The sequence below is a fragment of the Clostridium sp. LXY-7 genome (genome assembly GCF_056172015.1).
Window position 1 is genome coordinate 561,380 of record NZ_JBLLJL010000004.1, and the last position, 15,522, is coordinate 576,901.

At 30.5% G+C, this 15,522-nt stretch carries 15 protein-coding genes; 12 read left to right on the forward strand and 3 right to left on the reverse strand.

What is annotated here, in order from left to right; translation table 11 throughout:
- Positions 1 to 9: 9 nt before the first annotated feature.
- Complete coding sequence (locus ACI48Q_RS15915) at positions 10 to 735, forward strand: MBL fold metallo-hydrolase (protein WP_474920106.1); 726 nt, start codon at positions 10 to 12, stop codon at positions 733 to 735.
- An 81-nt stretch (positions 736 to 816) separates the two neighbouring features.
- Here the strand turns inward: ACI48Q_RS15915 and ACI48Q_RS15920 are convergent, their stop codons facing one another.
- Together ACI48Q_RS15920 and ACI48Q_RS15925 are read right to left on the reverse strand one after the other, a co-directional pair.
- Positions 817 to 1,719 carry a DUF2156 domain-containing protein gene (locus ACI48Q_RS15920; RefSeq protein WP_474920107.1) on the reverse strand — a complete coding sequence of 301 codons (903 nt, stop codon included), beginning with the start codon at positions 1,717 to 1,719 and terminating at the stop codon, positions 817 to 819.
- Positions 1,720 to 1,848: 129 nt separating this feature from the next.
- Entirely contained in the window at positions 1,849 to 2,625 is a 777-nt protein-coding gene (locus ACI48Q_RS15925; RefSeq protein WP_474920108.1) for a DUF4931 domain-containing protein, read from the reverse strand.
- 468 nt (positions 2,626 to 3,093) lie between these two features.
- Between ACI48Q_RS15925 and ACI48Q_RS15930 the strand changes: the two genes are divergently transcribed.
- Positions 3,094 to 3,960, forward strand: a complete 867-nt coding sequence (locus tag ACI48Q_RS15930) for an FMN-binding protein (RefSeq protein WP_474920109.1) — start codon at positions 3,094 to 3,096, stop codon at positions 3,958 to 3,960.
- A 105-nt stretch (positions 3,961 to 4,065) separates the two neighbouring features.
- Here ACI48Q_RS15930 and ACI48Q_RS15935 read toward each other — a convergent pair whose 3' ends face one another.
- Positions 4,066 to 5,016, reverse strand: a complete 951-nt coding sequence (locus ACI48Q_RS15935) for an ABC transporter substrate-binding protein (RefSeq protein WP_474920110.1) — start codon at positions 5,014 to 5,016, stop codon at positions 4,066 to 4,068.
- 175 nt (positions 5,017 to 5,191) lie between these two features.
- Between ACI48Q_RS15935 and ACI48Q_RS15940 the strand changes: the two genes are divergently transcribed.
- The 10 genes from ACI48Q_RS15940 to ACI48Q_RS15985 all read left to right on the forward strand — a co-directional run bounded on the left by ACI48Q_RS15940 (position 5,192) and on the right by ACI48Q_RS15985 (position 15,515).
- Positions 5,192 to 7,066: an FAD-dependent oxidoreductase gene (locus tag ACI48Q_RS15940; RefSeq protein ID WP_474920111.1), complete on the forward strand. Its 1,875-nt coding sequence runs from the start codon at positions 5,192 to 5,194 to the stop codon at positions 7,064 to 7,066.
- A gap of 164 nt (positions 7,067 to 7,230) precedes the next feature.
- Positions 7,231 to 8,202 carry a polyprenyl synthetase family protein gene (locus ACI48Q_RS15945; RefSeq protein WP_474920112.1) on the forward strand — a complete coding sequence of 324 codons (972 nt, stop codon included), beginning with the start codon at positions 7,231 to 7,233 and terminating at the stop codon, positions 8,200 to 8,202.
- Positions 8,203 to 8,283: 81 nt separating this feature from the next.
- Positions 8,284 to 9,723 carry a menaquinone biosynthesis decarboxylase gene (locus ACI48Q_RS15950; protein ID WP_474920113.1) on the forward strand — a complete coding sequence of 480 codons (1,440 nt, stop codon included), beginning with the start codon at positions 8,284 to 8,286 and terminating at the stop codon, positions 9,721 to 9,723.
- Complete coding sequence (locus tag ACI48Q_RS15955) at positions 9,710 to 10,564, forward strand: UbiA-like polyprenyltransferase (protein ID WP_474920114.1); 855 nt, start codon at positions 9,710 to 9,712, stop codon at positions 10,562 to 10,564. The genes ACI48Q_RS15950 and ACI48Q_RS15955 overlap by 14 nt, the downstream gene beginning before the upstream one ends.
- A gap of 42 nt (positions 10,565 to 10,606) precedes the next feature.
- Complete coding sequence (locus ACI48Q_RS15960; protein WP_474920115.1) at positions 10,607 to 11,188, forward strand: UbiX family flavin prenyltransferase; 582 nt, start codon at positions 10,607 to 10,609, stop codon at positions 11,186 to 11,188.
- 12 nt (positions 11,189 to 11,200) lie between these two features.
- The gene (locus ACI48Q_RS15965; protein ID WP_474920116.1) at positions 11,201 to 11,959 is read left to right on the forward strand and encodes an ATP-binding cassette domain-containing protein; all 759 of its coding nucleotides are present in this window, start codon (positions 11,201 to 11,203) and stop codon (positions 11,957 to 11,959) included.
- Positions 11,949 to 12,692: an ABC transporter permease gene (locus ACI48Q_RS15970; protein WP_474920117.1), complete on the forward strand. Its 744-nt coding sequence runs from the start codon at positions 11,949 to 11,951 to the stop codon at positions 12,690 to 12,692. Before ACI48Q_RS15965 ends, ACI48Q_RS15970 begins: the two co-directional genes overlap by 11 nt.
- A gap of 76 nt (positions 12,693 to 12,768) precedes the next feature.
- On the forward strand, positions 12,769 to 13,140 hold the full coding sequence (locus tag ACI48Q_RS15975; RefSeq protein ID WP_474920118.1) for an FMN-binding protein: 372 nt from the start codon (positions 12,769 to 12,771) through the stop codon (positions 13,138 to 13,140).
- A gap of 112 nt (positions 13,141 to 13,252) precedes the next feature.
- Complete coding sequence (locus ACI48Q_RS15980) at positions 13,253 to 14,836, forward strand: ATP-binding protein (protein ID WP_474920119.1); 1,584 nt, start codon at positions 13,253 to 13,255, stop codon at positions 14,834 to 14,836.
- Entirely contained in the window at positions 14,829 to 15,515 is a 687-nt protein-coding gene (locus tag ACI48Q_RS15985) for a response regulator (RefSeq protein WP_474920120.1), read from the forward strand. Before ACI48Q_RS15980 ends, ACI48Q_RS15985 begins: the two co-directional genes overlap by 8 nt.
- The last annotated feature ends 7 nt before the right edge of the window (positions 15,516 to 15,522 follow it).

Sequence of the window (15,522 nt, forward strand, 5' to 3'; positions counted from 1 at the left end):
GGGTTAAAAATGAGAGTTAAAATTAATTACATTTATCATAGTTCTTTTATTATTAATACTGAAAATAATCTTTTAATCTTTGACTATTATAAAAGTGACAGAGATAAAACTAAAATTATTATGGATTCACTTAATGAAGCCGTGATAAGTGGAAAGAAGGTCTTGGTATTTTCGTCTCACAGTCATTATGATCATTTTAATAAAGAAATTTTTAAGTGGAAAGATTTAAATCCTAATATAAATTATATTTTAAGTAGTGATATTAAGGTAAGCAATAAAAGTAACTATAATATGATAAGTCAGGGAGAACAAATAACTATAAAGGACATAAATATAAGTGCTTATGGCTCTACGGATGCCGGAGTTTCTTATGTTGTAGAAGTTGATGGACTCAAGATAGTTCATGCAGGAGATTTAAATTGGTGGTATTGGAAGGATGAAGACACTGAAGAAGAAGCTAGAGATATGGAAAATGCATTTAAATCCATAGTAGAGGATATAAGTAAAAATGGAAAGTTAGATTTAGCATTCTTTCCAGTGGATCCAAGACTTCAGGAATTCTATTATCTTGGAGGAGAGTACTTTATTGAGAAAACATCACCTAAAGTGTTTATACCAATGCATTTTGGAGAAAATTTTGATGTAACTAAGCAATTTAAAGAAAACATAAAAAGAGAAGGTACTCAAGTCATTGAGATAGATGATGACAATCAAAGCTATGAATTAGATTTTTAATATATAGATTAAGTGGAAAGTAACTTATTTAGTGAATTGTAACCGTTGGTTGCAATTCACTAAACAAAGTTCTATGCACTTTTAAATTTTTAATTCAACTATATATTTCTTTTCAAGTTTAATTGGATTATAAGATAGCTTGGCTTTTCGCAAACCTTCGTTGCCAAGATCCTCTTCCCTATTTACATATGTCATATCATTTAAATAGTTTTCTAAAAAACTCTTATTTATAAAAGCATAGATCCCTTTGTAAGAAGTGTCTGCTTTTTCTATATGAATTACTGCAGTTTCGGAATTTAATCTTTCACCAATGGTAAAGGCAATTAGTTTATCCTCAACATAAACACCCATTCCTAAAAGATTTAATTCTTCCATGTGCTGTAAAAAATCACTAATTCCTTTAAGCTCATGGCATAGAACTTTACTGTTATTATTTTTTAATTTAAACCACTGATTGGCCGTTTTTATTGCATCACTTTGAGCTTCCAATGACGATAAATCCTTTATCTTATAATCATAAGAAGCTATAAATTGATTATAGTGATTTTTCTTTCCGTGATATTTTTTGCCTGATAAGTTTATTAAACTTTTTGTATCATAGATATAATCAAAGCTATTTCGTTCTTCACAAAATATTACATCATCTCCATAAAGTTGTTTTAAGTCATCAAGAAAAGTGTCTTCTACCTCTCTAAAAACTAATGTATTAAGTTGGATGCTTCTATTATAATCTTTTAAATTCTCAATTATATATTTCAAGGACTCTGAAGAATATCCTATGGGAGACATATAAAAAGTACCCTTATTATCTTCAGTTTTCTTTATAATTAAGGAATCATGAGTAGTAGCAATTTGTATATTGCTAAAGTATCTCCAAAAATAAAGATTAGAGAAAGCATATTCATGAGTTCTAAAATTGTATTCATCTATATATGTTGAGAAAAGTTCTTTATGCTTTAGTTTAATATTTTCGAATTCTAACATGCGTGTTCACCTTTTTCTATTGCTATAAAATTTATTGTTGACTTAGTACTAGTAAAAATATATTTTATACTCATATAAACTATAATATGCTTTTAATTTGTATAGGTCTATAGTGAATTTTCACTTATATTAATCATTATGGTTAGTATAGTATAATTCTCTAATAGTATTAATCATATCCTCATTGTTATTAGCAATCTGCTTTAAAGAGAAACCAATAAGTAGAGGAGAAACTACAAATCTTGGAACCACCTTGCATATTATAATATCTTTCCATTGATAGAAAAATAAATTAAAACTAGAACATTTTGCATAGTAATTATGAAGTATATAATGAACCATATTCTGTATATTTTCACTGAATCCATTTAACTTATTGATATCTTTACAAATAACATTTATTTCTGTAAAGGAATTTATTGGATATGTAGAGAGATTAACATGGCATTCATCATCTTCATAAATTGTTGCACCTTGAAAATATATATCCTTTAAATCTTCTTTATAATCAATATGTTTCAATCCTACAATTTGCATATGAGAATGCTTTATACTTCCCCCAGATTGAGGCCCATGATTTTTAAATAGTATTACTGATTTGAACTTCCCGCTCTTTTCCATTGTGAGCCAATGGTCAACTGCAAAGTTAATTAATCTTCTCATGTGTTCTTTAGAATACATAGACATATCTTCACTGCAATTTTTAGTTTCTATTATTACTGTTTGAAGCGTATCTTCAATAGTAGCATATTTATTCTTCAGGAATATAAAGGGATCGTCCTTATCTAAAATATCTGTTAAAGCATCTCTATTACAGAAGGGACAAGGAGTATCGGTATCTCTTATGCTATTTGGCTTACTTTTACTTACCTCATAAAGAAATTTTAAATATTTATCTTCTGACACATTATCACCTACTAAAAATAATTTTAATATAATTCTAGGATTCCTATTACTATCAATATAATATAGTAGGGAATTTCTATACATAGGTTAATTATATCATATTATTTATATAGAATAATACTCTCATAATATTATGAAATAATTGAAGGGAAAAGTATTATGATTATTATAAAAAAGTACATTAAAATATAACATTAACTTCTGAAAGAGGTTTTTGCTTAAGTAAAAGCCTTCTCTCTAACGAAATCAACCTTCTGCGATAAAGGCGCACCTCACTGACGAAGCCAATTCACTATGCCTCTGGCATACTTCTCTGCTACAATAGTTCGTAATCCACTAAATAAAATACTTCACATTTTATTTACAATATGAACAAAATGAACAAAAGCATCTTAAACATTGACATAAATTTATCAGAAAAGTACAATCAAGATATCGGGGTATATTTAAAATAAGGGGGATTTTTTAATGAAAAAAATATTAACTTTAGGTTGTGCTTTAATATTAGCTCAAGGTTTATTAGTTGGATGCGGAAATAAAACAGAGGCTCCAAAAGAAGAGAATTCAGGTAATTCAGGTAATTCATCTGCAGCTGTATATAAAGATGGAACCTATAAAGCTAGTTATGACAGATTAGATAGTCACAATTGGAAATCTTTTGTTGAAGTAACAGTAAAAGATGGTAAAATATCTGCAGCTAACTTTGATTATGCTAACGATAAGGGCGAATTAAAGAGCAACGATGCTAAGTATGCTGAAACCTTTAAAAAAGTTAATGGTGTAACACCTAAAGAAGTTGGAGAGCAATTATCAAAGAAAATAGTTGAAAAACAAGCTGGGGACGTTGATGTAGTAACTGGTGCAACACATTCAACTAAAAACTTCAATGAACTTGCAAATGCAGCTTTAGAAAATGCTAAAAAAGGTGAAGCTAAAGAAGCAGTAGTTAATTTCTACAAAGATGGAGTTTATAAAGCTGAGTATAAAGATTTTGATGAGCGTGGATGGAAATCATTTGTTGAAATCGAAGTTAAAGGTAATGCTATAACAAAGGTTACTTTTGATGATATAAACAAAGATGGAAAACTTAAATCAGAAGATGATGGATACAAAGCTGCTATGGAACCTAAAGCAGGCACATATCCTGAAAAATATACTAGTGAGTTAGAAAAAGCACTAGTAGATAAACAAATATTAGGAAATGTAGATGCTGTAACTGGAGCAACTAGTTCTTCTAAATCTTTCCAAACTTTAGCAGGAGTTTGTTTAGATGAAATGGCTGAAAATGGCGAAGCTGGTACAAAAGCAATAGATCGTCCAGTAGAAAAAAAATAAGCAAATAATTTTTCCCTATAACCGTTATAAATAGAAAAGCTTCTCTAGTAGTAGAGAGGCTTTTCTATTTATAAAAACCCCTCTGCCTAAAGCAGAGAGGTTAACTTATTTAATGAATGAATCTGTTGATAGCTGTTCTAATTTATAGTTACTAGTAGTTAAATTTTTAGTTTTCATCCATTTCATTACTGAATTAAATTCTTCATCAGATGGAAGTGAAGCTTCACTGTAATGTGGAAGAATTAACGAGGTTTTTATACTATCGGGAAAACCACCTTTTTCTATTAGAATATCTATGTAGTTTTCTAAAGGTTCTTCTTTTAGAAATTTAACAGCTTTATTATAAGCTCTATAAAATGCTTTTATTTCATTTTCTTTTGAACTCATAGAAGTTTTAGTAAATACTATAACACCAGCATCGATATTTAACTCATTAGAACTAACTAATATTTTACCACCAGAAGACACAGCAGTGGTTGCAAGAGGTTCTGGTAACATAGCCATATCTAATTTACCTGCATTTAGCATTTCAAGTCTTGTTGGGATTTTAGGAATTACTACTTTTTCAATAGAGTTTATATCTAATTTAGAAGCTTCTACTACTCTATCTGTTAAGTATTCTATGATAGTGTTTTTAGAAAGACCTACAGATTTTCCAATTATATCATTTATTCCAGATATTTTAGAATCATTGCCAGCAATAAGTTTATAACTACCATCAGTTCTTGATGTGATTTTAACTTCAAACTTATTGTCATTAAAAAATACAGCTGATAGCATATCAGATATAGCACCATCAATTTGTCCACTTTGTATAGCTGCATCTCTATCTGTAGCACTTTTAAAGCTTTGTAACTTAAAATCTAAACCTTCTTCTTTGAAATATCCATTATTTTCAGCCATAACAATTGGAATAGAATCTAAATCAGGCATGATTCCAATTGATAAGGAAGTCTGTGGTTGGGAAGTTTTTTCACCTGAGGAATTTGCAGAACAACCCACAGCTGAAATTGGTAAAATAAGAGCTAGTAGCATAGAAATAAATTTCTTTTTCATTATGTACCCTCCAATATGGAAAAATATTTTTTTAACAATCAAGTAAATTTTAACACAAATATCTATGAACAAAATAAACAAAATATATAATAAATGAACAAAACGTTTCTTTTTACACTATTATAATATAGATATGATAATATTTTAACTAAGAGGAAAACATGGGGGGAAAGTTATGAGTGAAAAGAAGAAAATTATAGTACTCGGTGGTGGATACGGAGGCGTATTAACTGCTAAAAAATTAGCTAAGAAATTAAAAAAAGATGAGAATGTTCAAATTACTCTTATTGATAAAAATCCATATCACACTATGTTAACAGAGCTTCATGAAGTAGCTGCAGAAAGAGTATCAGAGGATTCTATTAGAATTGATTTAAAGAAGATATTTGAAGGAAGAAAAGTAAATGTTGTTTTAGATGAAATTACAGAGTTAGATTTTAAAAATAAAACATTGAAATCTGAAAAAAATTCATACTCTTATGATTATTTAGTAGTTGGAGCTGGTTGTAAGCCTACTTACTTTGGAATACCAGGGGCAGAGGAGTATACACACAAGCTATGGTCTTATGAGGATGCAGTTAATTTAAGAGAGCATATACTAAACAATTTTAGACTTGCAGTTAAAGAAACAAATAAAGTAAAAAGAGAAAAGTTATTAACCTTTGTTGTAGTTGGAGCTGGATTTACTGGAATAGAAATGATAGGAGAATTAGCTGAATGGGCAGATAGATTATGTAAAGATTTTCATATTGAGAGACATGAAGTTAAATTACATGTAATGGATGCTTTACCTAAGATATTACCTATATTTCCAGATAAAATAATAAAAAAGGCTGAAAAGAGATTACACAAGTTAGGTGTAAATATAAAGACAAATGCATGTATTACAGAAGTTAGTGAAGATTCAGTACTTTTCTGTAATGATGGTGGAAAGATTAGTGCAGGAACTATAGTTTGGGCAGCTGGAGTTGAGGGAGCAGATATCCTTGAAAAAATGGATATAACTCAAAAACCAAGAAAGAGAATAGTGACTAATGATAAACTTCAATCAGTAGATTATGAGAATGTATATGCAGTTGGAGACAATATATTCTATATTCCAAAAGGTGAGGAAAGACCAGTTCCACAGATGGTAGAAAATGCTGAGAGTTCAGCACCAATAGTTGCTCACAATATATATACAGATATTAAAGGTGGAGAAAAGAAATCCTATGAGCCTAAGTTCCATGGAGCAATGGTTTGTATAGGTGGTAAATATGGACTAGCGCATTTAGGAATGCCAGGAAAATTCTTTGGATTACCAAGTTTCTTTGCAATGTTCGTTAAGCACTTTATAAATTTAGTATATTTTGTTCAAGTAGCTGGATTTAATAAATGTTGGTCATATATATTACATGAGTTTTTCCATGTTAAAGATAATAGAAGCTTTGTTGGAGGACATTTTGCAAAATCCTCTCCAAACTTTTGGTTAGTTATATTAAGAGTGTTTGTAGGTTACAAGTGGCTTACAGAAGGATTAGCCAAGTTGCCAAAGATAATATCAGATCCATCAAACATTTTCTTAATACCAGCGCCACCAGCTAGTGCAGTATCAGGGGCAACAGCAGCTGCAGAAGCAGTAACTGCAGCATCAGGACAAGGTGGAGCAGAAGCAGCTTCACAATGGGGTGAAGCATTGGGAGTACCTCAGTTTATTGAAAGTATGGTTAAATGGTCTATGGATACTTTCTTCTATACAGGGGATGGTGGATTTACAGGATTAGCACAAGTGTTCCAGACAGCTATGGTAATTGGTGAAATATTAGTAGGTATATTACTAATAGTTGGACTATTTACAGCAGTTGCATCAATAATTTCAATTGCAATGGGAACTATGATTTGGGCATCGGGAATGGCACCAGTTGAAATGTTATGGTATTTAACTTCAAGTATAGCATTAATAGGTGGTTCAGGAAGTACCTTTGGATTAGATTACTATGTGTTACCAGTGCTTAAGAAATGGTGGAAAAACATAGGATGGGTTAAAAAATCATATCTATATGTAGATTAGAATTAATTAAATTAAAAGTTCATAAATAAGAATAAAGTTTTTAAACTTACAAATGTCCTTTTAATTATTTTTAAAAGGACATTTGGTTTTATAATTGAATATATAAATAACTACTATTTTATGTAACTATTAGCACAATAACATTGTAAAAAATGGGGGAGAGCATGAGTAATTTTTGGAATGAATATCCTGATATTCAAAAGCAATTAGAAAATGTAACTAAAATAATTGAGAAAAACATAAAATGTAGAGAAAAGCAAATGGAAGAGGCAATATTACCTCTAGTGAAGGTTGGAGGAAAAATGCTAAGACCTGCTCTTCTCATAATAGGAAGTAAGTTTGGAAAATATGAACAAGAGAAAATTGAAAATTTAGCCGCAGCTATTGAAATGATGCATACAGCTACCTTAATTCATGATGATATTATAGATGAAGCTAATTTAAGGAGAGGTGTTGAAACTATTCAAAGTAAGTATGGAAAAGAATATGCAGTATATATGGGAGATTACTTATTTTGCCAATGTTTCATAATGTTATCACAATATAATTATACCATGGAGACTTTAAGAGACATTTCAAAGGGAATATCAAAAATATGTATGGGCGAAGTAGCTCAATATAATCTTAGATATTCAACTAGTACTACTTTGAGGAAATATATAAAGGTGGCATCAGGAAAAACGGCAGCCTTATTTGCTATAAGTCTTTATAGTGGAGCAAAAGAATCTAATTGTGAAGAGAAGCTTTCAAAGTTATTAGGTAAAATTGGACATAGCATAGGGATGGCATTTCAAATCGTAGATGATTTATTAGACTATAACAGTGATACTACTAGTTTAGGTAAAAATGCCCAAAAGGATTTAATCCAAGGATACTATACCTTACCAATAATTTATGCTCTTGAAAAAGATGTGGATAATAGAATAGCCAGTATGTTAAATAAAGATTCACTAAATGATGAAGAAGTTAAAGAAATAATTGACTTAGTGAGGGAATATGGTGGAGTTGAGAAAACAGCTAATTTAGCTAAGGCTTATACTAATAGAGCATTTAGTAATATTGAAAAGTTACCAGACTGTGAAAGCAAAACAATATTAAAAGAAATAACAAAGAAGCTATTAAAAAGAATTTATTAGTAAGAGCGTCTGAAAGAAAATATACTAGTAGAATTGCTTATTATTTTCTTAAGGATACTTTAATTTGGGAGGAAGATTTTTATGGCATATAAAGACTTGCAGCATTTTATGAAAGTTCTAAAGGAAAGAAATCTTTTAGATACAATTGAAGTAGAGGTTGATGCTAATCTTGAAATCACTGAGATTACAGACAGGGTTTCAAAGAGTAATGGCAATGGGCTATTATTTAAGAAGGTTAAAGGGTCACCTTATCCAGTACTAATAAATTCACTAGGGAGCTATGAAAGATTAAACTTAGGGCTAGAGATAGAAGAACTTGATGATATCGCAGATATAATAATGGATTTCATGGATATAACAAATTATGTAACATTAATAAATAAAATAAAATCCATACCCAAACTAGCAAGACTTGCTAGAGTATTTCCTAAAAAGGTAACTTCAGCAATATGTCAAGAGGTTATAGAGGAACCAGACTTAGATACATTACCTATTTTACAATGTTGGCCTAAGGATGGAGGAAGATATATTACTCTTCCATTAGTTATAACAAAAGATCCTGAGACTAATCAGCAAAATATGGGAATGTATAGGCTTCAGGTATATGATAAGAAAACCACAGGAATGCACTGGCATCTACATAAAGATGGCAAGGAGATATATGAAAAGTACAGAAAATTAGGACAAAAAATGCCTGTAGCGGTGGCACTGGGATGTGACCCTGCGACCATATATTCTGCAACAGCTCCGCTACCTAAAATGATAGATGAAATGATATTTTCTGGATTTCTAAGGAAAGAACCACTAGAAATAGTAAAGTGTGTTACTAATGATATATATGTGCCAGCTAATGCTGAATTTATATTAGAAGGATATGTGGATTTAGATGAGAAGAGGCTAGAGGGACCTTTTGGAGATCATACAGGATATTATTCACTTTCTGATATGTATCCAGTTTTCCATATTGAAAAGATTACTAGGAGAAAAAATCCTGTATACCCTACAACTATTGTAGGTAAACCACCAATGGAGGATTGTTACTTAGGAAAAGCTACTGAGAGATTCTTTTTACCGCTCATGAGAATACAATGTCCTGAGATTATAGATATGAATTTCCCACTAGAAGGAGTATTTCACAACTGTGTTATTGTATCCATAAAAAAATCTTACCCAAAGCATGCTCATAAGGTAATGAGTGCATTATGGGGAATGGGACAAATGATGTATACTAAGATGATTATAGTGGTAGATGAAAATATAAATCCACATGATTTATCTACTGTAGCATGGAAAGTATTTAACAATATAGATCCAAGCAGAGATGTAGTTATATCAGAAGGACCGTTAGATGCATTAGACCATGCATCAAATACTCCTAACTATGGTTCAAGAATAGGAATTGATGCTACAAAAAAATGGGCATCAGAAGGTCATACTAGAGAATGGCCAGATGATATAGAGATGACTAAAGAAGTAAAGGAACTTGTGGATAAGAGGTGGAAGGAATATGGTATTAAGTAAATTAAAGAAGTATGGAGAGTTAGTTATGTTTTCTCATACTCTTTTTTCTCTTCCTTTTGCTCTTATATCCATGGTCTGGGCAGCAAATGGGCTGCCTGATTTCATGGTAATATTTTGGATATTATTAGCATTGGTGGGCGCTAGAAATGGAGCTAATGCATTAAATAGAATAGTTGATAAGGACATAGATAAAAAGAATCCAAGAACTGCAAATAGAAACTTGCCCAGAGGAGACGTGAAAAATTATGAAGCATGGGCAATAGTTATATTGTGCTTTAGTATTTTTATACTTTCAGCTTATAAGTTAAATTCACTTTGTTTTATGTTGTCTCCGGTAGCGTTATTCTTATTCATAATTTATTCTTTTACAAAGAGATTTACATGGACATGCCATATCGTATTAGGAGTAGCCTGTGCTGGAGCTCCTGTAGGTGCATGGCTTGCAGTAACAGGACAGTTTGCCATTACACCTTTAGTACTTGGAGCAGTAGTTGCTTTATGGGTGGCCGGTTTTGATATAATATATGGAACTCAAGATATAGCCTTTGATAAATCAAATGGATTATTTTCTATACCAGTAAAATTTGGATTAAAGGGTGCATTGACTATTTCATCCATGTTCCATTTTATTATGATTTTACTATTGATTTCCTTATATTTTATAATGGATAGAGGAGCTATATATTTAATAGGAATATTTTTAGCCACAGGATTATTGGTACTAGAACATTATATGGTATCGCCTAGCAATGAAAAAAAGATGAAATTTGTTTCATATAATCTAAACCAAGTGGTGAGTGTAGTGATATTTGTCTTTACTATGATGGATGCATTTTTATAGAGATATACAAAAGTTAATATTGATAGGTGGAGGAGAAAAACAGTGGATAAATACATAGTTGGAATTACAGGTGCTAGTGGAAGTATATATGGGAAAAGAATTTGTGAGGAGTTAATAAAAAATAAAAAGAAAGTATACTTAGTTATCACAGATTATGGGAGAAAAGTATTTGAATATGAGTGCGAAGTTTCATTTGAAAACTGGCTTAGAGAGTTAGCAGAAAATAAGGGACAGATAGAGTTATGTGATATAAGGGATATGTTTTCAAATATAGCCAGTGGCTCCTTTAAAACTAGAGGAATGGTTATTTCACCATGTTCTATGGGAACCCTTTCTAAAATTGCCCATGGAATTTCAGATAGTTTATTAATAAGAGCTGCAGATGTAATGATTAAAGAAAAACGAAAGCTTATATTAATTCCAAGAGAAACACCATTAAGCTCTATTCATCTTAAAAATATGTTGATCTTAAGTGATTTAAATGTGGAAATAGTTCCTCCTATGCCAGCTTTTTATCAAAGACCAAAAACCATAGAGGAAGTAGTTAATTCTACCGTTGGAAGAGTTTTGGATATGTTAGGAATAGAAAATACATTATACGATTCTTGGGGAACTGAGGAATAGTAGGTGATCTAATTGATTTCTATAGAAGAGCTTAATGTAAGCTATAAAAGTAAGAATAAAGTTATAAGAGCTATTGAAAATCTTAGCTTAGATATTAATTCAGGGGAGATATGTACTATTATTGGGCCCTCTGGATGCGGAAAATCTACATTGCTAAAGGTTGTTGCTGGAATTATTAAAGAATATAAAGGGCAAGTAACTATTGACAAAATGAAATTAAATACAAAGATACATAGAATTGGATATATACCTCAGAATTATGGATTAATTAATTGGAAGACTGTAGAAGACAATATTTTATTAGGTACTAAAATAAAAGATGGCAAAAATAATATAGACAGGGAGCACTATAGAGATATTATAAGAGAACTAAGGATTGAAGAAGTTGTGAATAGATATCCAAGAGAGTTAAGTGGTGGTCAAATGCAGAGGGTTGCCATGGCTAGAGCACTAGTTATAAAACCCAATGTACTTTTAATGGATGAGTGTTTTTCGGCATTAGATGAAATCGCTAAGGAAGAAATACAAAAATTGTTTCTAAAAATCTGGAAGGAATATAAGGTAACTACTATTCTAGTTACCCATAATATCAAGGAAGCTATTTACTTAGGAGAGAAGATAGCGGTTATGAGAACTTGTCCAGAAAGTTTGATAATGGTTAAGAAAAATGAATTCTTTGAGAAAGAAGATGTGGATATGGATATAAACTATTTTCAATTCAAGAATACATTGAAAAATATGCTAAAGGAAAGATGTAACTATGAAAACTAAGGATTATGGATTTAAAAGTTTTATTATAGCCTTTGTTCTTATAGTTATAAGTTGGCAGTTTTTAGCTATGCTATTGGAAATACCCATATTCCCTACACCAACTGATATATTTATAAATATCTGTGAAATCTTTAAAAGTAAGATTTTAATTCATATAGCCTATAGTTTAAAAAGAATTATATTAGGGATAGCATTAACCCTACTTATCGGAACTCCATTAGGAATTCTTATGGGATATTATGAGAAAGTAGATTTATTATTTTCTCCTATATTATATTTTAATTATCCTGTTCCTAAGATGGCATTACTACCCATAATAATGCTTGTTTTTGGATTAGGTGATAGCTCTAAAATAGTGATGATATTTTTAATTACATTTTTCCCTGTGGTAGTAAATATAAGAGATGGAATAAAAGAGATGGGAAAAGAAATATTTTATCCACTATATTCTTTAGGTGCTAGTAATTTTCAAATGATTAAAGAAGTAATTTTACCGGGAATAATACCGAGAATTCTCACCTCTCTAAGGATAGTTCTAGGGACTGCCATATCTGTTCTATTTTTCACAGAGAATTTTGGCACAGAATATGGATTAGGATATTTTATCATGGATGCTTGGATGAGAGTGAATTATGTGGAGATGTATTCTGGGATTGTAATAATTAGTATATTAGGATTATTGCTATTTATGTTTATAGATATTGTGGAAAGGATAACTTGTAAATGGCAATGATGACAAAAAAAAGTTACAATGATATAATATATAAGAAGACGATTACATAGAAACACCATTATTTGGGGGTGGCGTTTTGGGAAAATATAAAAATACCGTATTATTACTTGTTCTTCTTATAGGAGTTATAATAGTATCATTATATATAGAAAACAAGCCAGAAGAGATTATATATAGAAGTGGAACCTATGAAGGTATAGGAAACGGGCATCATGGTCCTATTAAGATATTAGTTACTACAAACGAATATAAGATTATTAACATAGATATTATTGAGGAATATGAGATGCCAGAGGTTAGTAAATTTGTATATGAAGAGATACCTAAATTAGTTATAAAAAAAAATAGCGCAGATATAGATATGGTTAGTGGTGCAACTTTTACTAGTGAAGGATTAATTAAGGCTATAGAAGACGGGTTAAAGAAGGCATCTTTAAAAAATGACTAAACTAAGTTATTTTATGTGACTAAAGTAGCTCTTAAAGATAAATGAATTCTGAAGATAATGCATTTCAAATTTAAATTTGAAATGCTTTATTTTTAAGGAAGGAGGATGGATAGTGAAGCTACATATTAAAATTATAGTTTTTATGGTTATTGTAATAGCTAGTATAATTGGTGGCATGGCATGGTGTAGCTATAGGCAAGTAGAGAAAACTATAGAGACGCAGATGGGAAACAATGCAATGGATTTAGCTACAACTATTTCATCTATGGAGGTAATTGCTGAAACACTAGGCACTACTAAAGATCAAAATATAATACAAAAAAAAGTTGAAGGTTTTAGAAAGGACACTAGATTTAATTATATTATTGTTATGGATATGGATGGCATAAAATATTCTTATCCCATTGAACATGACTTAGGTAAAAAATATATAAGTGGTGGTGAGGAAAGAGTATTACATAGAGGGCAAGCTTACATTTCCAAAGATAAAAATGTTTTAATATCTGCCATTAGAGCCTTTCATCCTATATATTATAAAGGTGAGCAAGTAGGAGCTGTTTTAGTAGGATTATTAACTGATACTGTATATAAAGAAATAAGTCCTCATATAACAATGTTTAAATTGACTATGTTAATAGGATTTTTAGTAGCTATCATAGGAGCATTATTTTTATCTAATACTATAAAAAAGACACTTTTAGGTTTAGAACCTAAGGAAATTGCATTGTTACTAGCGCAAAGGGACACAGTTATTCATAGTCTGAAGTATGGTATACTAGCTGTAAATAAGGATGGAAGTATTATTTTAGTAAATAAGACAGCAAAAGAAATATTAGATTTTGATGAAAGTATTATAGAAGGGAATATGTGGAATTTTAATTCTAATTATGCTGAACAAATATTAGATGTATATACTACTAAGAAAGCAGTATATAATAAGGAACTTAAAATCGCCACAGGAAAGATTCTTATGTGTAGTCACATACCTCTTACTAATTATAAAGATGATATCATTGGAGTGGTTTCTAATTTTGAAGATTTAACAGAAGTTAGAGATATGGCAGAAAGGATAACTGGATTTAGGAAGATGACCTATGAACTTAGGGCACAAAACCATGAGTTTATGAATAAGCTTCATGTTATTTCAGGATTAATACAATTAGAGGAATATGATAAAGCAGTAGACTTTATTTCTAATATAGCTCAGGAGAGAGAGGAAATAATGTCTATTATAAATACTAAAATAAAAAACCCAATGGTAGGAGCAATCTTATTAGGAAAATATAATAAGGCTGTAGAAGCTAAAATTTCTATGGAAATAGATGTTCAATCCACTATAGTAGAGCTTCCTAAGGACATAACTGAAGATGAATTTTGTTCTGTTATTGGAAATTTAATTGAAAATGCTATTGATGAATTGGTTAAATTTGAAGATGGAGAAATTATTGTAAGATTAAAATCTAATGAACAGGGATTATATCTGTGGATTCAAGATAATGGTCCAGGTATAAGTAAAGAAGTAACGGAAAAAATATTTCAAGAGGGAGTTACAACTAAGAGAGGAGTTAGAGGCTTTGGTCTTAGTTATGTAAAAAAAATTATAGATAGTGCTGGTGGTAATATAGAATTAATACAAAATAATGGCACTATATGGGATATATACATACCTATGGAAGGGAGAAAAGATGATGCTTAAGGTACTTATAGTAGAGGATGACCCAATGATTAGGGAAATAAATTCAAAGTTTTTAGGAAAAGTAGAAGGCTATAAACTTATAGATAGCGTTAGTTCTATTGATAAAGCAAAAGAAAGCATATTAAATGAAAAACCGGATTTAATATTACTAGATGTCTTTTTCCCACAAGGGAAAGGGCTTGACCTTCTTAAATGGGTAAGAAGAAAAAATTTAAAGTGTGATGCTATTTTAATTACTGCGGATAAAAGTATAGAAACAGTGGAAGATTCCTTTAGATATGGAGCCGTAGATTATTTGATAAAACCTTTTAAATTTAAGAGATTTCAAGAAGCATTAGAGCAATATAAGGGGAGAAGAAGCAACTTTACAGGAATAAATAATGCTGAACAAGAAATCATTGATAAATATACGTTAAATAAAGAGAGTGTATATGAAGAAGAAGAATGTATCGAAAATATTAAGGGTTTTAATCGTCATACCTATGATAAGCTGATAAAATGTATCTATCAAATGAAGGGTATTGGATTCACAGCAGAGGAAGTTGCACAAAAAATTGGAGTATCGAGAATCACAGCTAGAAGATATTTAGATTACCTAGAGAAAGAGAAGAAATTAATTATTGAGCTCGAGTATGGAAAGGTTGGTCGTCCGAAAAATCAATATAGAATAATAGAATAATTGATTA